General features: G+C 63.9%; 22 protein-coding genes and 1 pseudogene. 9 read left to right on the top strand and 14 right to left on the bottom strand.

Translation table 11 applies throughout. The annotated features are described in order from the left end of the window. The first annotated feature begins 226 nt into the window (after positions 1-226). The 3 genes and pseudogenes from YUU_RS0133695 (at position 227) to YUU_RS52595 (ending at position 2,884) form a co-directional block, all read left to right on the top strand. Positions 227-1,198, top strand: coding sequence for a TIM44-like domain-containing protein (locus tag YUU_RS0133695; RefSeq protein ID WP_027526303.1), 972 nt, complete (start codon positions 227-229; stop codon positions 1,196-1,198). Between the two features lie 146 nt (positions 1,199-1,344). Then, positions 1,345-2,034, top strand: a complete 690-nt coding sequence (locus YUU_RS0133690) for a lectin (RefSeq protein WP_027526302.1) — start codon at positions 1,345-1,347, stop codon at positions 2,032-2,034. Positions 2,035-2,175: 141 nt separating this feature from the next. Beyond that, a pseudogene (locus YUU_RS52595) lies at positions 2,176-2,884 on the top strand (glutathione S-transferase). A gap of 107 nt (positions 2,885-2,991) precedes the next feature. On the opposite strand, the gene YUU_RS0133680 reads toward YUU_RS52595, so the two are convergent. From YUU_RS0133680 to YUU_RS0133665, 4 genes are all read right to left on the bottom strand, one after another. Then, positions 2,992-3,666, bottom strand: a complete 675-nt coding sequence (locus tag YUU_RS0133680) for an isoprenylcysteine carboxylmethyltransferase family protein (protein WP_027526301.1) — start codon at positions 3,664-3,666, stop codon at positions 2,992-2,994. Between the two features lie 81 nt (positions 3,667-3,747). Further along, positions 3,748-3,921, bottom strand: a complete 174-nt coding sequence (locus YUU_RS60460) for a hypothetical protein (RefSeq protein ID WP_198031875.1) — start codon at positions 3,919-3,921, stop codon at positions 3,748-3,750. Between the two features lie 237 nt (positions 3,922-4,158). Further along, a complete protein-coding gene (locus tag YUU_RS0133670; RefSeq protein WP_027526300.1) occupies positions 4,159-4,638 on the bottom strand; it encodes a hypothetical protein in 480 nt (159 codons plus the stop codon). Positions 4,639-4,730: 92 nt separating this feature from the next. Continuing rightward, positions 4,731-5,264 (bottom strand): hypothetical protein, encoded by a 534-nt coding sequence (locus YUU_RS0133665; protein WP_027526299.1) that lies wholly within the window; start codon positions 5,262-5,264, stop codon positions 4,731-4,733. Positions 5,265-5,384: 120 nt separating this feature from the next. On the opposite strand from YUU_RS0133665, the gene YUU_RS0133660 reads away from it, so the two are divergent. Together YUU_RS0133660 and YUU_RS0133655 are read left to right on the top strand one after the other, a co-directional pair. After that, the gene (locus tag YUU_RS0133660; protein WP_027526298.1) at positions 5,385-7,040 is read left to right on the top strand and encodes a fumarate hydratase; all 1,656 of its coding nucleotides are present in this window, start codon (positions 5,385-5,387) and stop codon (positions 7,038-7,040) included. Positions 7,041-7,183: 143 nt separating this feature from the next. Beyond that, positions 7,184-9,142 carry a DEAD/DEAH box helicase gene (locus YUU_RS0133655; protein ID WP_027526297.1) on the top strand — a complete coding sequence of 653 codons (1,959 nt, stop codon included), beginning with the start codon at positions 7,184-7,186 and terminating at the stop codon, positions 9,140-9,142. On the opposite strand, the gene YUU_RS59145 is transcribed toward YUU_RS0133655, so the two are convergent. Next, complete coding sequence (locus tag YUU_RS59145; RefSeq protein WP_156944648.1) at positions 9,139-9,459, bottom strand: hypothetical protein; 321 nt, start codon at positions 9,457-9,459, stop codon at positions 9,139-9,141. The genes YUU_RS0133655 and YUU_RS59145 overlap by 4 nt on opposite strands. Before the next feature lie 231 nt (positions 9,460-9,690). Between YUU_RS59145 and YUU_RS0133645 the strand changes: the two genes are divergently transcribed. Continuing rightward, positions 9,691-10,752 carry a fatty acid desaturase gene (locus YUU_RS0133645; protein ID WP_027526296.1) on the top strand — a complete coding sequence of 354 codons (1,062 nt, stop codon included), beginning with the start codon at positions 9,691-9,693 and terminating at the stop codon, positions 10,750-10,752. 212 nt (positions 10,753-10,964) lie between these two features. On the opposite strand, the gene YUU_RS0133640 is transcribed toward YUU_RS0133645, so the two are convergent. From YUU_RS0133640 to YUU_RS0133615, 6 genes are all read right to left on the bottom strand, one after another. Then, positions 10,965-11,924 carry a hypothetical protein gene (locus tag YUU_RS0133640; protein ID WP_027526295.1) on the bottom strand — a complete coding sequence of 320 codons (960 nt, stop codon included), beginning with the start codon at positions 11,922-11,924 and terminating at the stop codon, positions 10,965-10,967. A 12-nt stretch (positions 11,925-11,936) separates the two neighbouring features. Further along, positions 11,937-12,233 carry a hypothetical protein gene (locus YUU_RS0133635; RefSeq protein ID WP_027526294.1) on the bottom strand — a complete coding sequence of 99 codons (297 nt, stop codon included), beginning with the start codon at positions 12,231-12,233 and terminating at the stop codon, positions 11,937-11,939. Between the two features lie 105 nt (positions 12,234-12,338). After that, complete coding sequence (locus YUU_RS0133630) at positions 12,339-12,893, bottom strand: inner membrane-spanning protein YciB (RefSeq protein WP_027526293.1); 555 nt, start codon at positions 12,891-12,893, stop codon at positions 12,339-12,341. Positions 12,894-12,908: 15 nt separating this feature from the next. Next, the gene (locus YUU_RS0133625; RefSeq protein WP_027526292.1) at positions 12,909-13,481 is read right to left on the bottom strand and encodes a hypothetical protein; all 573 of its coding nucleotides are present in this window, start codon (positions 13,479-13,481) and stop codon (positions 12,909-12,911) included. 76 nt (positions 13,482-13,557) lie between these two features. Then, on the bottom strand, positions 13,558-14,040 hold the full coding sequence (locus YUU_RS52590; protein WP_051390024.1) for an MAPEG family protein: 483 nt from the start codon (positions 14,038-14,040) through the stop codon (positions 13,558-13,560). A gap of 155 nt (positions 14,041-14,195) precedes the next feature. Next, a complete protein-coding gene (locus tag YUU_RS0133615; protein WP_027526291.1) occupies positions 14,196-15,596 on the bottom strand; it encodes a carotenoid oxygenase family protein in 1,401 nt (466 codons plus the stop codon). Positions 15,597-15,703: 107 nt separating this feature from the next. Between YUU_RS0133615 and YUU_RS0133610 the strand changes: the two genes are divergently transcribed. Beyond that, on the top strand, positions 15,704-16,426 hold the full coding sequence (locus tag YUU_RS0133610) for a TetR/AcrR family transcriptional regulator (protein ID WP_027526290.1): 723 nt from the start codon (positions 15,704-15,706) through the stop codon (positions 16,424-16,426). Positions 16,427-16,433: 7 nt separating this feature from the next. On the opposite strand, the gene YUU_RS0133605 is transcribed toward YUU_RS0133610, so the two are convergent. After that, positions 16,434-17,036, bottom strand: coding sequence for a hypothetical protein (locus tag YUU_RS0133605; protein WP_027526289.1), 603 nt, complete (start codon positions 17,034-17,036; stop codon positions 16,434-16,436). A gap of 149 nt (positions 17,037-17,185) precedes the next feature. Between YUU_RS0133605 and YUU_RS0133600 the strand changes: the two genes are divergently transcribed. Then, complete coding sequence (locus tag YUU_RS0133600; protein WP_027526288.1) at positions 17,186-17,746, top strand: SET domain-containing protein; 561 nt, start codon at positions 17,186-17,188, stop codon at positions 17,744-17,746. Positions 17,747-17,894: 148 nt separating this feature from the next. Here YUU_RS0133600 and YUU_RS0133595 read toward each other — a convergent pair whose 3' ends face one another. Then, positions 17,895-18,293 carry a hypothetical protein gene (locus YUU_RS0133595; protein ID WP_027526287.1) on the bottom strand — a complete coding sequence of 133 codons (399 nt, stop codon included), beginning with the start codon at positions 18,291-18,293 and terminating at the stop codon, positions 17,895-17,897. Positions 18,294-18,327: 34 nt separating this feature from the next. After that, on the bottom strand, positions 18,328-18,558 hold the full coding sequence (locus YUU_RS0133590) for a hypothetical protein (protein ID WP_198031874.1): 231 nt from the start codon (positions 18,556-18,558) through the stop codon (positions 18,328-18,330). Between the two features lie 101 nt (positions 18,559-18,659). Between YUU_RS0133590 and YUU_RS0133585 the strand changes: the two genes are divergently transcribed. Continuing rightward, positions 18,660-19,481 carry a helix-turn-helix domain-containing protein gene (locus YUU_RS0133585; protein WP_027526285.1) on the top strand — a complete coding sequence of 274 codons (822 nt, stop codon included), beginning with the start codon at positions 18,660-18,662 and terminating at the stop codon, positions 19,479-19,481. Positions 19,482-19,526 lie beyond the last annotated feature (45 nt).

Raw genomic sequence — 19,526 nt, 5'->3', positions numbered from 1 at the left:
CGCGCGTAGCGCGGCCCGATGACAGGCTCCGCGAAGCAATCCAGAGGCATTCCGCAGCGGGATTCTGGATTGCTTCGTCGCTTCGCTCCTCGCAATGACGCGCGGAGGGGCGCAGCCGTTATTGCGGGGGGTAATTCCGCACCACCCGCGACTGAGGGCCGCAGCCGCGGTTTCCGAAACCGGCTTCACTTTTGTGTTCCACTGCCCATCTTAGGGGCACTTCCCCATGTCGGGGATTTGGGAAACGCACATGAATTTCTCGTTACGCAGCCGCAGTCTCGTGAAGGCGATGGCCGTCGCGCTGGCGCTGGCGCTGCCGACCGCGCTCGCGATCACATCCGCCGATGCACGCGTCGGTGGCGGCTTCTCGTCAGGCTCGCGCGGTTCGCGAACCTTCTCCGCGCCGCCGTCGACCTCGACGGCGCCGGGCACGGCCACACCCTTCAACCGCACCTATAGCCAGCCGGGCGCGAACTCGACCGCCCCGATGGGCGGCGGCATGTTCAACCGTCCGGGCGGCAGCATGCTGCGCGGGCTCGCGGCGGGCTTCATCGGCGCCGGCCTGTTCGGCCTGTTGTTCGGCGGCGGCCTGTTCGGTGGGCTGGGCGGCCTGTCGTCGATCCTCGGGCTGATTCTCCAGATCGTGCTGGTGGTGTTCCTGGTGCGGATGGCGATGTCCTGGTGGCAGCGCCGTCACACGCCGCAGACGGCCTATGCTGGCGCGGGCGCAGGCAGCGGACCGCAGCCGAGCTATCGCAGCGGACTTGGTTTCGGGCTCGGCGCCAACAACGCGCCGCTGGAGATCCAGCCGGCCGATTATGAGGCCTTCGAGCGCCTGCTCGGGGATATCCAGGCCGCCTGGTCGAACGAGGATGTCGCAAAACTGCATACGCTCGCGACGCCGGAAATGGTTGCCTATTTCGAGAAGGATCTGGCCGAGAACCGCGCCCGCAACGTCGTCAACAAGACTTCCAACGTAAAACTGTTGCAGGGCGACCTGGCGGAAGCCTGGCGCGAGGACGTGACCGACTATGCCACCGTCGCGATGCGCTTCGCGCTGACCGACAAGACGGTCGACCGCAACACCGGCGCGATCGTCGCCGGCAGCGAGCAGCCGAGCGAAGTCACCGAGGTCTGGACCTTCGCGCGCCGGCCCGGCAGCAACTGGGAACTTTCGGCGATCCAGCAGACCAACTGATCGCTCGCAAATCAACGAACAAGGGCGTCGTGCTCCGGCACGGCGCCTTTTTTGTTGTGCCCGCTTGGCGCCGCGGCGGCGGAATAATCTCGCGCGCGGCGGGTTCGACTAGGGCGGCGGCCAAAGAAACACAACTGGAGGAAGAGATGACCCGTTTGATGAAACGTGCGAACCCGTTACGCCCCGCACTCGCTGTGGCCGCGCTTGCCTTGGTCGCGGCGCCGCCGGCACTCGCGCAATCGGCCGGCATAACCTTCTTCGTTACCTCCAGCGGGCCCGGCAAGGGCGCCGATCTCGGCGGTCTCGATGGTGCCGACGCGCAATGCCAGAAGCTCGCGCAATCCGCCGGCGCCGGCACCAAGACCTGGCATGCGTACCTTTCGACACAAGCCGCAGACGGCAAGCCGGCCGTCAACGCGCGCGACCGCATCGGCAAGGGACCGTGGCAGAATGCGAAGGGGGTCGTGATCGCCAAGGACGTTGCCGATCTGCACAGCCCGGCCAATAACCTCACCAAGCAGACCGCGCTGAGCGAGAAGGGCGAGGGGATCAATGGTGTTGGCGACCAGCCGAACCGGCACGACGTCCTCACGGGCTCGCAATCCGACGGCACTGCGTTTGCCGGTCCGGATGATCGCACCTGCAAGAACTGGACGTCGAGCACGCAAGGCGCCGCGATGGTCGGCCATCTCGATCGCCGGGGCCTGCGCGACGACGAGCCCTCGAAATCCTGGAACAGCTCGCATCCCTCGCGCGGACCGGAAGGCGGCTGCTCGCAGGCCGACCTGAAGAGCACCGGCGGCGACGGGCTGCTCTACTGCTTCGCGGCGAATTGACCGAAGGTCATTCCGGGGCGATGCGAAGCATCGAACCCGGAATCTCGAGATTCCGGGTTCGGTCCTTTCGGACCGCCCCGGAATGACGGTGTTTGGGTCGCGTGCTACGCTCGCATCGGCCCAATCACAGGACTGCCCCTCATGAAATACGAGCTTTATTACTGGCCCGAGATCCAGGGCCGCGGCGAATATGTGCGGCTGGCGCTGGAGGAGGCGGGGGCGGCCTATGTCGACGTGGCGCGCGGGCCGCGCGGCACGGCTGCGATGATGAAGATGATGGATGCGCAAGGAGGGACGCCGCCCTTTGCGCCGCCGTTCCTGAAAGCCGGCAAGCTCGTCATCGGCCAGACCGCCAACGTCCTGCTTTATTTGGGCAGCCGCCATGGCCTCGCGCCAAAGACCGAGGCCGGCAAATTGTGGCTGCATCAGCTCCAGCTCACGATCGCCGATTTCGTGCTGGAGATCCACGACACCCATCATCCGCTCGGGCCGTCGCTCTACTACGAGGACGCGCGGCCGGCTGCGAAGAAGCGCACGGCCGAATTCTGGAAGGAGCGCGTGCCAAAGTATCTCGGCTATTTCGAGGGAGCTTCTCGATACCAATGGCGGTGTCTACGTCACCGGCCGCAAGCTCACCTACGCCGATCTCTCGCTGTTTCAGATCGTCGACGGCCTGCGCTACGCGTTTCCAAAACGCATGCGCGCCTTCGAGAAGGAGATCCCCGGCCTCGTCGCGCTGCGCGAGCGCGTCGCAGCTCGGCCGAACATCAAGGCCTATCTCGCATGCGAGCGCCGCATTCCCTTCAACGAGCAGGGCATCTTCCGCCGCTACAAGGAGCTCGACGCGTAAGCGGATCATCATCGTGCTAGGTTTATTGTATTGAGCATGATCTCCGCGCAAACGCGTTCCGCGTTTGTCGCGAGGGAAAACCGCTGCACACTTTTTCCGGATCATGCTCACCAGACGCCCGGCAGCAGCCGATGGCGCACGCGCAGCGCATAGTCGGCATAGCCGGGCAGGCCCTGGATCAGGGTGCGCTCCTCGATGCGGATGCGGATCGCAAACAAGACGAGGAACAGCGGCAGCATCGCGACGCCCCACCATGAGCCGACCAGCAGCGGCACGCCGAGGAAGAACAGCACCATGCCGCTGTACATGGGATGCCGCACATAGGCATAGGGTCCGCTCGAGACCACGTGCTGCGCGCGCTCGGTTTGCAGCTTCACCACGGGTGCGGCGAACGAGTTCTCGCGAAACACCCAAAGAATGCAGGCCGTCGAGAGCAGGCTCAGCACGAAGCCCAGCACCTGCAACGCGACCGGCATGTCGGAGGCGCGATAGCGCCGCTCCAGCCCCATCGTGACAAGCCAGGCCACCATCGCCAGGATGAACACGGCCATGAAGACCTTGTCGGCGGCCGGCTGGTCTTTCTGGATGACCGGGCGGAGGCGTTCGGCGAGGAGTGCCGGATCGAGCCGGTACAGCCACCAGCCGCAGACCGGGCCGAGCAGTGCAGAGGTGATCAGCCACACCCACAGGGAGGGCCAGTCCAGCGTGCCGGCGGACGCGAACAGTAGCGCGCCCATTGCGACAACGACGATCGAGTTCTGCAAGAGCAGTCTTGCGATCATGCGCGGTTCCCTGCAATTCGCACATGATGCTAGCGCCGCTATCTGGCAAAGATGCGGCTTGAAGGCGGGCGAGAGCCGAGGTTAGGCGTACTGATCGATCCGCGTGCCCTGGCCCGGCGGCAGCGGCGGCGCCGGCGGCGGCTGATAGCTGGAATCGGAATCGTTGGCCTTGGTCTGGTCGTCCTGCTGCTGGGTCGTGTCGTAGTTCGGCGCCACGATCGCGATCGGCGGCGGCGTAACGCTGGAAACACTCATCACGCAAATCCTCACAGATAGAAACACGCGAACATGACCTGCGGGAGCCGAACCTTCCGTGAAGCAGATCGTTAAAATGCGAGGGATTTTTCTGCGTCAGCCGCAGGACGGCAGCCTTTATCACCGCAATCAAGAGCGCCTCAGCAAGAGCACCGCTCTTTCCCCGTCATTGCGCAATGACGGAGTTTGTGGACCCGACGTCGCGACGGTGCCCGATCGTGAGGAGAGGGACTCCGTCTACTCGTCCTTCGGCCGCGTGATCGCGATCGAGGCTTCGGTCTTGGTGCGTGTGCACTCCATGTTCAGCCGCTTGTAGCGCATCGACACCTTGTCGCCGCGCAAGATGCCCATGCGCTTCAGGCAGCGCGTCGCACCGGTCGTGGTGTCGTCCTTCGGCAGCGTGAAGATGATTGCCGCCGCCGAGGCGACCAGATCATAGAACTGCGACGTCGGCCGCCGGTCGCCCTTGGCATAGAGCTCGTTGGAGTAGGTCTGCCCTTGCGCGCGACAGCCGAGCGACAATTCCTTCGCCGCAGGGTGAGTGAGGTAGATGATGTTGGCGGCCTTGAAGTTGACCTTCAGCCCGTCGATGGCATTGCCGAGCTGCTTTGCGATGTCATCGCACTGGTCCGCGCGCGCAGGCGAGGCGAGGGTGACAAGGCCGGTGATTGCAGCGGCGGCCAGAATCGCGCCGCGAACGTCGAATTTGAAAATCATGATGAAAAGCCCCTTCGGCGCTATAAAAGCGTTGGAGCGCCCGAAGCGCAAGTGTCGCGTTGTCGGTTATGCGGGCCCAATGCGCCGGTTTTTCAGAACCCATAGATCGCCACGCCCACCGCAAAGGCAACCAACATCATCATGTTGAACAGCGTCGGTACGCTGACGAGCAGCGTGGCGAGAGCGAGGCGCTGATTGCGGAGCGCGCAGGCTATGGCGCAGGCGGCCATCAGCGGGAAGGCGATGATTTCGGCCGGGGTCTGGAAGGCGCCGATGCCGGCGACGTCGAAGCCGTGCAGAACCACCGAAGGCATGTGGTTCAGCCAGGTCATCATGATGATGGCGGCAAGTGCGAGGATTGCGCCACGCAGGTGTCCCATGGCCGCGCAGGCGAGCGCCGCCAGCGCCAGCACGGGATGCGTGGCGATATGTGCCTTGATCAGGAATCCACCGAGACCGGGGCCAGGGATCTCCGACATGTCGCCAAACAGCGTCGAAACGCTGGACAAGCCGTCAAAAGCCTCCAGCGCCGCGACGGCGAAGAGGACCATCAAGAGGCCGAACGGGCGGCGTATCGGCAGGGCCGGGACCGGGATGGTGTCAGGTGTAATCGCAGGGGCAGGCATTCGTCATTTCGATTGCTGGAGGGCGTCCGAAAACCTTCCCTTTGTGGGAAAAGTGCTTAGAAGGGTTCAAACGTTGGCGCCTTTTGTCGCGCCCAGCCGACCTAACCCCGAGACCAGACCATGAACGCTCCCACCGCCTTTCCCGACCAGTCCCAGCCCGTTCCGCCCTACAAGCACACCCCGCTGTTTCCGCTCGGCAAGGACGAGACGCCCTACAAGAAGATTTCGACCGAGGGCGTGCGGGTCGAGAAAGTGCTGGGCAAGGACATGCTGGTGGTGTCGCGCGAGGCGCTGCGGGCGCTGTCGGAGGCGGCCTTTGGCGAGATCAACCACTATTTGCGCCCAGGGCATCTGAAGCAGCTCCGCGCGATCCTGGAGGACGGCGAAGCCAGCCCGAACGACAAGTTCGTCGCGCTCGACTTCCTGAAGAACGCCAACATCGCCGCCGGCGGCGTCCTGCCGATGTGCCAGGACACCGGCACCGCGATCATCATGGGCAAGAAGGGCTGCAACGTCATCACCGACGGCGAGGACGAGGCGGCGCTGTCGGAAGGCGCGCGCGACGCTTACTTGCGCCGCAACCTGCGCTACTCGCAGGTCGCTCCGCTGTCGATGTATGAGGAGAAGAACACCGCAAACAACATGCCGGCGCAGTGCGAGATCTACGCCGAGGGCGATGACGCCTACAAGTTCATGTTCATGGCCAAGGGCGGCGGCTCGGCCAACAAGAGTTTCCTGTTCCAGGCAACGCCCTCGGTGCTGACCAGAGACCGGCTGCTCGCCTTCCTCAAGGAGAAGGTGCTGACGCTCGGCACAGCGGCGTGCCCGCCCTATCACCTCGCGATCGTGATCGGCGGCACCTCGGCCGAGCTCTGCATGAAGACGGTGAAGCTCGCCTCCGCACGCTATCTCGATGCGCTGCCGACCCACGGCTCGCCTGATGGCAACGCCTTCCGCGACGTCGAGATGGAGCAGGAAATCCACAAGATGACGCAGTCGCTCGGCGTCGGCGCGCAGTTCGGCGGCAAGTATTTCTGCCACGACGTGCGCGTGATCCGCATGCCGCGCCATGGCGCCTCGCTGCCGATCGGGCTCGGCGTGTCCTGCTCGGCCGATCGCCAGGTGCTCGGCAAGATCACGAAGGACGGCATCTATATCGAGGAGCTCGAGCACAATCCGGCGCAGTATCTGCCGCAGGTCGAAGAAACGCTCGGCGGCGAGGTCGTCAAGATCGACCTCAACCAGCCGATGAAGGACATTCTGGCGACGTTCGCGAAATATCCGATCAAGACGCGGGTCTCGATGACCGGCACCATGATCGTCGCGCGCGACTCCGCACACGCGAAGCTGCGCGAGCGGCTGGAAAAGGGCGAGCCGCTGCCGGATTACTTCAAGAACCATCCGGTCTACTACGCGGGTCCTGCGAAAACGCCCGAGGGCTACGCTTCCGGCGCGTTCGGTCCGACCACGGCGGGCCGCATGGATTCCTTCGTCGACCAGTTCCAGGCCGCCGGCGGTTCGATGGTGATGGTGGCGAAGGGCAACCGTGCGCCGGCCGTGCGCGAGGCCTGCAAGAAGTACGGCGGCTTCTATCTCGGCTCGATCGGCGGCGCCGCGGCGAACCTGGCCGAGCACTGCATCAAGAAGGTCGAGGTGCTCGAATATCCCGAGCTCGGGATGGAAGCGATCTGGCGCATCGAAGTGGTCGATTTCCCGGCGTTCATCATCATCGACGACAAGGGCAACGACTTCTTCAAGGAGTTGAACCTGGGCTAGCACGCGTCCTCGCAGGAGTTCGCAAAGCATCCTGATCAAGTCGCCACGCGTGCGGCCGCGCGCGTGGCTTCCATTCGTTCGGCCGGACCATCTCTGCCTGAACCAACCAAGCTCCGCCTGAACCAAACAAGGCTATTCATCTCGTGTCATTCCCGACCACAAGTCCGCCGCTCGCTCGCGCTCTCGCCGACCGCAACTACGACCGGCCGACCCCTGTTCAGATCGCCGTACTTGCGGACGAAGCCGTTGACCGCGACCTGCTCGTTTCGGCCCAGACCGGCTCGGGCAAGACCATCGCCTACGGGCTCGCCATTGCGAAGAATCTGCTCGGCAGCCTGGAGCGCTTCGAGCGGGCTGCCGCACCGCTTGCCTTGATCGTCGCGCCCACCCGTGAGCTCGCCTTGCAGGTCCATCGCGAGCTCGCATGGCTCTATCAACATGCGGAAGGGCGCGTCGTCTCCTGCGTCGGCGGCATGGATCCGCGCCGCGAACAGCGCGAGCTTGCCGCGGGCGCTCACATCGTGGTCGGGACGCCCGGCCGATTGAGCGATCACTTGCGGCGCGGCCATCTCGACATCTCGGAATTGAGGACCGTCGTTCTCGACGAGGCCGACGAGATGCTCAATCTTGGTTTTCGCGAGGATATGGAATTCATCCTCGAGACCACGCCGGACACGCGCCGCACGTTGTTGTTCTCGGCGACCTTTCCGCGCGGCATCGTCGCGCTGGCCAAGCAATATCAGCAACAGGCGTTCCGGATCGAGGTCGCCGGCGACGAAGGCGGTCATGCCGATATCGAGTACCGTGCCATCCGGATCGCTCCCGGTGACGTCGAGCACGCGGTGGTCAACGTCCTGCGTTTCTTCGAGTCGCCGAGCGCGCTGGTGTTTTGCAACACGAGAGATGCTGTCAGGCATTTGCAGGCGGCACTGCTCGAGCGCGGTTTTTCCGTGGTCGCGCTCTCCGGCGAGTTGACGCAGAACGAACGAACCCAGGCGCTGCAGGCGTTGCGGGATGGACGTTCTCGCGTCTGCGTGGCGACCGACGTGGCGGCGCGCGGCATCGATCTGCCGAGCCTCGACCTCGTCGTTCAAGCGGATCTGCCGAACGATGCGGAGGTCATGCAGCATCGCTCGGGCCGCACCGGCCGTGCAGGCCGGAAGGGTGTCAGCGTCCTGCTGGTGCCGCCCGCACGACGACGGCGTGCGGAACTGCTGCTGAACCTGTCCGGCACCGACGCCGTCTGGGGCACCGCTCCACAGGCGGATGAAATCCGCAAGCTCGATCACGAACGCATGCTGAAGGATGCGGTGTTCACCGAGGAGACGACCTCCGACGATCTGGCAATGGCGCAAGCCTTGCTCGCCGAGCGGTCGCCAGAGGATATCGCCGCCGCGCTCGCGCGTCTCTATCGCGCGCGGCTTCCTTCGCCCGAAGACATTCTCGATCCCGGTGAGGGGAGCGGTCGGCCGCGCGACGGGCGAGGTCGAGAGAATGCTCGCACATCGCGCGGCGATGACCGTCCTGCCACGCCCCGATCGAAGACGGGAAAATCATCGTCGCGTCACGGCATGGCGGAGGCCAGCGTATGGTTCCGCGCCGCCATTGGACGAAGAAAGAATGCGGAGGCGCGCTGGCTCTTGCCGATGATTTGCCGCCGCGGCGGCATCGACAAGCGCGACATCGGCGCCATCCGGATTATGGACACCACCACCGAGTTCGAGATTTCCGAGCGGGTCGCGGAATCCTTCGCCATCAAGATCCGGCGTCCGGACAAGGAAGACAGCATACGCATCGAGCCGATGGCAGATGCTCCCCGAGGCGAGGCGTCTTCGGAAAAGCGCCCACACGCGCCGCGGCGCGACGCCGGCGACACCGATCACCATGCTCGTCGCAACGACAAGTCTCGTGACGCGACAGGACCGAAGCAACGCGGCAAGCCGCACGGCGACAGCGGGTCGAAATTCGCCAGCGAGCCGGAATTCGGGAAGAAAAAGAAACACCGGGACAAGCCCGGCCACACCGGTCAATCGCGGCCAGTAAGCGCTTGGCCCGCAAAAGGTGCCCCTGGAAAGAAGGCAAAGAAAAATCGTCGCGGCTAATCCGTCGCCGCACAGAGCAACCGCTCGAGGTCTATCGGGTGCTGCGAGACGCTCAATCCTTCAAGTGTGAGCGGCGTTCCTGGGCACCACGGTGAGTCTTCGGTGATCAACGTCGGACGGTCGCCACAATTCCACAAAACCACCCGATAAGCCATCGCCCCTTGTGGATATCGAACTTCACCAAGCCCTCGTCTCGCATCTTCAACAGGAGGGTCGTGTACAGGGCTGCGCCGGTCGACCGCGTTCTTACGCAGCCAAGATCCAAAGCGGACATCGGCAAGCCGGATGCCGCAGACCTTGACGTCGTTCCAATTCATGTTCTATATCGGGCCCAATCGACAGATGGCCGACGACCTGGGTCGCTTCGCCTCGTTGCTGACGGCGCGCACGTTTCAGACCCCTTCTCCAAAAAATAGATCAACCGACGAAGGGTGCCGATCCCTCGGCGCCTGGGTCTTACGTGTACGGTGTCAAGGATATTCTCTGCGAGCTGCGAGGCTGAAAAGTCAGTCCACCCAGGGCGCGATAGGTAGGCCTCGGATATCATCGTGAGCATTAAACATAACTCAGGTCTGGCGACTCCCGACACCCGGCGTTGGACGCGCATTCTGGGCGGCTATCGGACGCCAAATCACGTGCGCAGCATTGCTGAGTTGGCGATCACGGCTTTGCCGCTCGTGACGTTATGGACGGCAGCTTGGTTCACATTCTCCCTTGGCCACGCCTGGGCTTCATTGCTTATCGCGATTCCTGCTGCTGGCTTTCTCTTGCGCCTGTTCATGATCCAGCACGACTGCGGCCATGGCACCTTTTTCGCCAATCGTCTGGTGAACGACTGGGTCGGCCGCGTCATTGGGGTGCTCACGCTGACGCCTTACGACTGGTGGCGCCGCGCCCACGCGATCCATCACGCCACCACCGGCAACCTCGACCGGCGCGGTATCGGCGATATCGATACCCTGACAGTGCGCGAATACCAGGCCCGTTCGCGGTGGGGCCGTCTGAAATACCGACTCTACCGCCACCCGCTGGTCATGTTCGTGCTCGGACCAGCCTATCTGTTTCTCCTGCAACACCGTCTCCCGGTCGGCCTCATGCGTGACGGTTGGCAGCCTTGGGCCAGCACAATGGCAACCAATCTCGGTGTTGCCCTGATCGCCGCCGCCCTCACATGGTTCATCGGTATCAAGGCGTTCCTGCTCGTACATCTCCCGATCATGCTGCTCGCCGCCACGGCCGGCGTATGGCTGTTCTATGTTCAGCATCAGTTTGAGCAAACCGCGTGGGAGCGCGACGAGCGCTGGAATCTGCATCAGGCCGCCCTGTACGGCAGCTCATATTACGATCTTCCGATATTGTTGCGCTGGTTCACAGCCAACATCGGCATCCACCACGTGCACCATCTCTGCAGTCGTATCCCTTTTTACCGGCTGCCACACGTGCTACGCGACCACCCGGAACTGCGCGAGGTCGGTCATATAACGCTCCTGCAGAGCTTTCGGTGCGTAAGGCTTGTGCTGTGGGACGAGGCGCAACGCCGCTTGGTGTCGTTCCGTGAAATCAGAGCTCGAGAGTTTCAGGACACGGCGCCAAAGCTCGCTGTACCATAGCCGATCTTGATAGTGCCACGGTTGGCACATTGCCTAGGTCAGGGGCTCGAGGCATCAACGTCGCCTGTTGGCCCTCAGTGACATGACCCTGCTGTCGGATCGATTGCGACTGAAATCTTGAGTTGTGCGCGCGATGTTGCTCCCGGTACTGGCCGGGGTCAACGGCGGGAGTGCATCGGCCCCGTGGCCGATGACCGCAGACGCGTCCGCGATCAGCTACAATTCGTAACTTGGTTGGAGCAAAGTGAGCGCCACCAGCCGCGTACGCCGTCGTGACTCTCGACGAGGCCCCAATGCCCGCTACAGGCGAGAATGCGCTTGGGGCCACCATCGGTATCCAGCGCACCGCCGAGCGCGCGCTTCGCCGGCGTCCATTTGGCGTCGACGAACGGGGCCTGGAATAATCCGCCCATGCGCGTGCTGCCGTTCGCGAAGGCCGCCCCAACCTTGTTGGCCGCGACCCAGCCGCGCCCGGCATAGGGTTTTGGCGCGTTGCGCGGATATTTCCTGTCGTCTTCATAGTCCCTGCCGGGCGGCTTCGCGCCCTCGATCAGAAACCAGCCGTCCTTGAAGCCGATGATGCGGAATTCGGTGAGCCAGCCGCCGTCAGGCGTGTTCTCGCTGCCGCCCATCTTGAGCCGATAGGGCGCGGGCAGCGTGCCGAGCACGCGCGCCTTTACCGTCGGCTCGGCGCGCACGTTGAGGCCTTTCGGGTCCTTGTCCTCGGACCATCCGCCGAGATCGCAAGGCTCGGTGCCATCGGGAAGCGCGTCACGTTTCGTTGCAAGCTCGGCCTGGAGCTTGTCGTACTCGCTCTCTTCGCTGTCGGGGTCGCTCATCGTGGTGTCGCGGTTGCTGCGTGCCGGATCGGTGCGCGGCTTCAACTCCGCCGACACCGCGCGCGTCGCATCTGGCGTGAGCTTGACGACAAGCACCTGGCGCGGTGCGAACACGCTCGCCGGTGTCTTCGGATCGTTTGAATTGGCACGATCGACCGCGAGGTAGCCGGTGAGGCCTGCAGGATCGGTGCGATAAGCCTCGCCCGCGACATATCCCGCAGGCACATGGACGAGCGCGCTTGCGCGCCACGCCGGTTCGTTGTCGTCCGCGCGAGCTGCCGCCGCTGTTGCGACGGACAGGACCGTCGCAGCGATGAGGCGGAGAGCACGCATGGGTGAAGAGGGCTAGGCCCGTGTGCCCGTGAACGGGAAGCTGCCCATCGGGCCGATGCCCATCTCACCGCTCATGCTGTCGCCGGAGACCGTTCCGACGAATTCGAGCGTCAGCGGCATCGGATTGGTGATCGAGACCTTCCAGTTGACGGCATCGCCGCTGACCGCACCGTCGAAGATCTCGGCGGTGTTGCCTTCCGCGCCCTGCGTGCCGGTGAGCGTGCCGCCCGAGCTCGTCAGGCTCAGCGTCGCCTGGCGCTCACCCATCGGCGTCGTCATGGTCAGATTCCAGTTGCCGTCCACAGCCATTCCCGTCTCCCTAAACTGTCGTGGTGAGCCCGCGTTACGCGGTCCGTCCAGAGTTGAGCGTATAGCGCAACTCAAAGCCGCTGCCTAACGCTCTCTTCGCCGCAGTCAGGCGCGGGCGGCGGCGCGCAGGCGGCTGGTGATGATGATGCGGAAGATCACGTATTGGATGGCGAAGGCCGCGATCTTCGCGCTGACGAGAACGACCGAGACGTAGAACGCCCACAATTTGAGATCGCCGGTCCAGGCGACCGCGATGGTGCCGGCGCCGAGTACGAACATCAGCACGGCCCAGGCATAGCCTGCGGCGGTGACATGTTCCGGAATGACGTCGGTCACCCGCGCCGGCATGTAGCGCAGCATCCAGCCGGGCTTGAGCATGATCGCGCCGATCGCGAAATGTGCGATCGAGGGCTTTGCCAGCACGAAGCGCGGATCCTGCGTGAGGATGGTGACGGTGCCGAGCACAATGACCAGCGCGAGCGAGGCATAGGTCATGTAGCCGAGCGAGATGCCCTTGACGCGGGCATAGATCACCTGCGCGATCGCTCCCGCAATCGCCACCGACGTTGCCAGGATGATGTTGTCGGTGGCGAGATAGATGACGAGGAAGACGATGGTCGAGAGGAAGTCGGAGGCGAGGCGGGCGAATACGTCCTTCATCGTCGGTCCTGTCAGTTAGGAGGAGGGCAGCGCGCTCGCGGGCGTACCGTACTTGATCTTACGGTACTCCGGATACCATTTCGTGAAATACATCGCGCTGTTGCGGGCGGCGAAGGCCACCGCGAGGCCCGACCAGATCGGCAGGCCGGGCACGTAGAGCAGCACGGCGTTGGAGGCCATCATCAACAGCGCTGCCGCGGTCCATGCGGCGGTAATGATGTAGTTGGCACGCAGGAAGCCGGGCATTGCCGCCGTCTCGGCGGGGACCTCTTCGAGGGCGTATTGCAGCGTGAACGGGTGTCGGGCCAGCATCGAGCCGAGCGAGATCACGAAGATGCCCGCATCGAGCGAGAATTTCACCGCGAGCGCGCTCAGCATGGGATTGAGCAGCGAGAGATAGATACCGATGCCGGCGAACAGAACCGCCGATCCGGCGGCGAGGATCTTCACCGAGCGGCCGCGCGCAACGTCGATCGCGATGGTGACGAGGCAGATCGCGGAGGCCGTGAACACGCTGGCGGTGGCCGATGTCATGAACATCAGGAAGCCAAAGGCGCCATAGGGGGCAAGGATCAGGAAGATGGTCATGAGCCGCCTCGATCAGGCCAATCTTTACAACGTAAAGATCAATAGTTCAGACCAGGGCAAGGGTCAAGCGAAATCTTTACAGTGTCAAAATGATGTGAATGACCTGTAAAAAGTGAATTGCTGCAATGGCTTGCGTCGACACTTCGTCGGCGAAATCGCTCCAGGGCAGCCGCGACAGGATCGTCAAGGCACACGTGATCAACAGGCTGATGGTGATGAAAATGCCGCCGACGCGGCCGATCTGAAACCGCAGCGAGTTCGGCGCGGCGGACAGGCCGAAGGGATGGATCAGCCGCGACACCAACAGGGCGCCCATCAGGAGGTGAACGCGCAGTGTGGAGGCGCCGGACATTTCGATCATGGCGACCATCAGCGTGATGATCGGCACGTACTCCATGAAATTGGCGTGGGCGCGGATCGCATTGCGCAAGCTCGTGTTGCCGCCGTCGCTGAAGGCGGCCTTGTTGCTCCGTCGCAGCCGGATCACCTGAAGCGCGAGGACGGCATAGAGCAGGGCGAGGATCGCGAGATAGAACGCAGTGATGGCTGGCATGTGCATGTGGGGCTCCCTTGAGCTGCGGCATGCTTTTTCCACGGTGTCATTCCGGGGCGCGCCACTTGGCGCGAGCCCGGAATCCATCGTGCCTCATCATGCGCGGCGAAATGGAGTCCGGGCTCGTCGCTTCGCTCCGCTCCGGAATGACGGATGAGCGACTACGCCGCTCCCACCCAGTTGCCGTGAAAACCGTCGGGCACGCGATGGCCGAGCTGCACGAGCGCGACGGGGCCGGCCTCGACATCGGTGGCGTTGAACACGGCGAGATCGCTGCGGTTCTCGCGGGCGCGCCAGATTACCGCGAGCAGCCAGCCATCGCCTTCCGCAGCGTCCTTGCTCCGCTCGACGAACACCGGCTCCGAAATGCTGTCACCGGCCGGCAGCAGATAATGGCCGAGGCGTTTTCCCGCACCATCGACATGCACGATGCCGGACAACGCGGCGAACATCGGCAGCCTTGGATTGGCGCAGGCGTACCAGCCGTGGTTGGTCTTCAATCCTGCGCGACGATCATCGACGCGCGGGAATTCGCCGGTGAGATCGTCGAGATAGGTCTGCTGGAAGCGGTCGGTATTCCCGGTGAGATCGAAGGTCCAGCGGCAATGGCGCGCGAATGATTTGTCGGGATTGGTCGGCCTGCCGTCGGGATGCGGAAACAGCGGCGCCTCCTCGAACTGCATGACATCGGCGATGATGCGGTTGCCGTCCTCCCAGGCGTTTATGACGTGGAAGACGTAGCAGGCTTCGGCGCGGAACCAGACGATGTCCTCAGGCTTGCCGTTGCGCTTCATCACGCCGACATAGGCGCCTTTCTCCGGCTCCCAGGCATAAGGCGGCCGGCCCTTCATCGCGCGCTCCATGCTGCCGGTGATGGGCAGGATCGGAAACAGCACGTGGTTCTCCGTCACGATGAAGTCGTGCACCATGCTGGCATAGGGCGCCTCGAAACGCGCAAAACGCGTCGCCTTGCCGCTGGCGTCGATCGCGCCGTAGGAGAGGGTGGGCGTGAGCGGGCCGCTCGCATTGTAGCCGAAGAACACCATCTCGCCGGTTAGGGGATCGATCTTCGGATGTGCGGTGAAGGGGCCGGCGACGCGGCCCTGGTAGTTGCAATAGCCGCGCGTGGCGAGCGTGCCGGGCTCGATTTCGGTCGGCAGATGACCTTCCTCGAGCGCGAGCAGCTTGCCAGCGTGGAAGATGATGTTGGTGTTGGCGACGCCGCCGTCGGTCAGGTGCGCAGGCGCATTCGGCAATTTGCTGCCGAAGCCCCTGCCGAAGAATGCGCGGCCGGCATCATGCTCAGCCTTCCATTTGGGCGTGCGGACCCAGCGATTGCGATAGCTCGCGCGGCCGTTTTCGAGATGGAATGCGTGCAGCATGCCGTCGCCGACGAACCAGTGCGCGCCCGCCACCTCGAACTGCGGATTGGGGCCGTTGCGATAGAGCGTGCCGTTCAATTCGCGCGGCAACTCGCCGACGACCTTCAGGAACGGCGCGTCGGCCTCGAACGGGATCGGCGCGCGATTGGCCGGCACCTGGCTGAACACATCCTGCTGCATGGCGGATCCTCCCGTATCTTTACACCGTAAAGATACGCTAGTGCCGCTTCAAGCTTCGGTCAAGCGAAATCTTTACACTGTCAAAATGACGTCATATAACGCTGGTCATGGCCAAGACCGAAATTATCCGTCGCGCTCGCCCCAGAAAATCGCCGTCATCCGCGGCCAAGGAGCGGCCGCGCCGCGCCGCGAGCGCGAAGGCCGAGACGCCCTATCATCACGGTGCGCTGCGCGAGGCTCTGCTCAAGGCGGCAGAACGCGTGCTGGAGCGCGACGGGCTCGCCGGCCTGACGCTGCGTGCCGTGGCGCGCGAGGCGGGGGTGTCGCATGCCGCGCCGACCCATCATTTCGGCGATCTCACAGGCCTCGTCAGCGAGCTCGCCGCGGTCGGCTTCCGCAGGTTCAATGCCGCCATGATTGCCGCCCGCGCCAGCGAGACGCATCCGCTGATGCGGGGGATGGCGAATGCAAAGGCTTATGTTGCCTATGCGCAGATGCATCCCGGCATGTACAGCCTGATGTTCCGCAGCGAGCGGCTCGACTATTCCCGGCCGTCGTTGCACGAGGCCGCCACGGCGTCGTTCCAGGGATTGGCAAGCTCCGTCGGCATTTTCAGCCCGGAGCAGCTCACTGAGTCCGCGCTGGACGCTTTGTCGCTCGACCATGCCGCGGTCATCGCGCGCAACTGGTCGCTGGTGCACGGCTTCACCATGCTGATGCTCGACGGGCGGCTCAAGGACATCCTGCACCGGTTGCCGGAAGGCACCACGCCCGAGCAGCTTCTGGTCGCGATCCTGAAATCGACGGTGGCGAGGCCGCCGGGCTGCTGACCGGTAGCTAGCGCGCCACGAGCTCGACTGCGCGGCCGCTCGCGCCCATGATCTTCACCTCGTCCTTGCCGCAACCGAAGCTGCGGGCGAGATCGTCGGCGGCCTGGCGCGCCAGCTCGTTGGCGTTCGCGTTCGCCTTCACGTCGACATAGGCGACATGGCAGACCGCGCCCGGCGGCAGCCGCGTCACGACCAGCATCGCCTTGGTCTTCGGCCGTCCCTGTTTGTCGAGGTCGTTGCCATCGGCGATGTGCCAGCGCTGGATGATGGCGAACGGTTTTCCGTTCGCCGCCCGCCACTCGACCGTGTGCTCGGACGAGTTGAACGGGCCGAACCAGTCCTCGGCCGCGGGCTCCTTGGCGGCAGTCGCGCGGTTCTTTCCGACTGAGACGACCTCGCGCAGGTCATCCTCGGAAATGAGGACGACGAGGCCCGCCTTGCCGGGGCAGACGCGGATTGTGCTGTCGTCGACACCATTGCCGGCGCTCCTCACGCGGCAGTCCTTCGGCGCGGTCGAGGTGTAGCTGCTGGCGAAAGATTGGGCGCTGGCCTGGTCATAACAGCCGCAGGCGAGCAGCGCGATCAGGCAGCCAAATGTGGCATGCTTCATGATGAGCCCTTTTTGGGCGCGGAACTCTCTCCATCAGACGTGTTCATTGTGGGGAAGGTTCAAACGGGGCCTTGAGACACCTGACATGGCCGCGGAATCGTTCTAGAAGAGCGCCTTCGCCTCGTCCCGCGTTGTCACTTATCTCGATCATGCCAGCCATCTCGTCGAACAAACCCTATCGCGTCGGCCGCTCCAAGACCGGACTTGGCCTCTTCGCCACCAAACCGATCAAGAAGGGTACCCGGATCATCCGCTATTTCGGGCCGATCCTGGACTGTCGGATCCCGGAACAGGACGACATCGAGAACAAATACCTGTTCGAGCTCAACGGCCGCTGGACCATCGACGGCTCGGTCCGCAAGAACGTCGCGCGCTACATCAACCATTCCTGCCGGCCCAATGCGGAATCCGACGTGCGGCCGCGCGAGCGCAAGGTCTTCATCCGCGCCATCAAGAACATCGAGGCGGGCGACGAGATCAACTACGACTACGGCGCCGACTATTTCAAAGCCTATCTCAAGCCGATCGGCTGCAAGTGCGCCTCCTGCGAAAAGAAGCGCAATAAGCTCCGCGCCGAGGCGCGGGCCGAGCGGGCCAAGGTGAAGGTGCGCGCCGAGCGCAAGGCACAGAAGGCGAGCGCGGCTCCGAAAAAGAAGAAGCTCAACGGCAAGTACGCCAACGGCAAGACCAACGGCCGCGCGCGGGCGTAATCATTTATTTCTGCTGTCATGCCCGGCTTGATGGATAGACCGGGGCATCCAGTACGCCGCGTCTTATCCACATACGTTTGTCGTCTCTGGAATTCTGGGTCGCCCGGTCGAACCGGGCGACGACTTCTTTGCGTGGTAACGGCGTTGGTCAAGCCGTCACAGCGCTTCCGCTCCTTCGCAACCCAACATACTGCAATTCCGCGAACACGCCGGTCGCGATCGCCTGCGCGACGATCATGAGCTCGCCGGCAAGGTTTGGCGACACGGCGCCGGAGAACAGCAGCGCGATGCTTGCGACTGTCCAGGCGGCGTTGCCGACCACGACGAGGATGACGAGCGCCCTCGGCACCGAGCTGCGCGAAGCCAGCCAGCCGACGAGTGCGGCATAGGCGATCAGGAACAGGCCGGTCTCGCGCAGCAGCGCCTCGGGCAGATTGAAGAGCGAGGCGAAGGCGCTCGCGGCGAAGGTCAGGTCGATGGCCGAGACGCCGCTGAAGATTGCGTCGGCGAAGAGGGCGCGGCGCAGGAAAGTCGATGCAAAGATCATGGTCGTTCTCCTTGTGTGGGCTTGGGGGTGAAGATCAGTGCAGGCCGCGCCAGAAGGCGCGAATGACGCGTGCGAGGCGGAACGGGCAGAGGCTTTTTCCCACGCTGTGCTCGAAGGCCAGCACCTGTGCGACGACGAAGTCGCCGGTCGAATGCACCAGCGGTTCCGGCATGTTGAGGCTGCGCGCGAGCATGCGGGTCGCAAACTTCACCGCCCAGGGCAGCAGGGTGTCGGCGACGGTCCGATAGAGAAGCAGCGCGATCATGGTCATCTCCTGTTGCCCGAGAAGATGCGCCATGGCCCTGCGCAATTCGATTACCTCAGGAGTAATGGAAGGGCCGAAATCCACATGCTAGGTTTTTGACCATGAACGCACATGCATCCGCGGCGCAGGCCGAGCGCGCCCAGTCCATCCATATCGGCGATTACCTGCGCGAATGGCGGCAGCGCCGTCGCATGAGCCAGCTCGATCTCGCGGGCGAAGCGGAGATCTCGGCGCGGCATTTGAGCTTCGTCGAGACCGGCCGCGCGACGCCCTCGCGCGAGATGGTGTTGAAGCTCGCCGAGCGGCTCGATGTTCCCTTGCGCGAACGCAACGTGCTGCTGGTCTCGGCCGGCTACGCGCCGGCGTTTCCGCAGCGCCCGCTGGAGGATCCCGCCTTGAAGTCAGCCCGCCAGGCGATCGACCTCGTGCTCAGGGCGCATGAGCCAAATCCGGCGCTGGCCTATGACCGGCACTGGAATCTGGTCTCCGCCAACCGCATGGTGGCGCCGCTTCTGGAGGGCGTCCCGCAGCGGCTGCTCGGCCAGCCCCTCAACGTGCTGCGGCTCGCCTTCCATCCCGAGGCGCTCGCCCCGCGCACCGTCAATCTCGCCGAATGGTGCGGGCATCTGCTGGAGCGGCTGCACCGGCAATGCGAAGCAACCGCCGACCCTGAATTGATCAAGCTCTACAATGATCTGAAGACCTATCCGATTCCGGCGCGCTCCGCGCCGCTCTCGCACGACAATGTCGCGATTCCGTTCAAGCTGCGGCACGAGGGCGAGATACTAAGTTTCTTCTCCACCACCATGGTGTTCGGCACGCCCGTCGACATCACGCTGTCGGAATTGGCGCTGGAGACGTTTTTCCCGGCGGATGAGCTCACGGCAGAGCGGCTGAAGCAGATGGCAGCAAATATTGGCTAGCCCTTGCCTCGGGGCGCGTTCGGCTTATCTTCCGACGGAACCGAT

The sequence above is a fragment of the Bradyrhizobium sp. Ec3.3 genome, from assembly GCF_000472925.1.
Classification (GTDB): Bacteria; Pseudomonadota; Alphaproteobacteria; order Rhizobiales; family Xanthobacteraceae; genus Bradyrhizobium.
The sequence above is the reverse complement of the archived record's forward strand: the minus strand, read 5'-3'. Positions and strand labels throughout refer to the sequence as shown.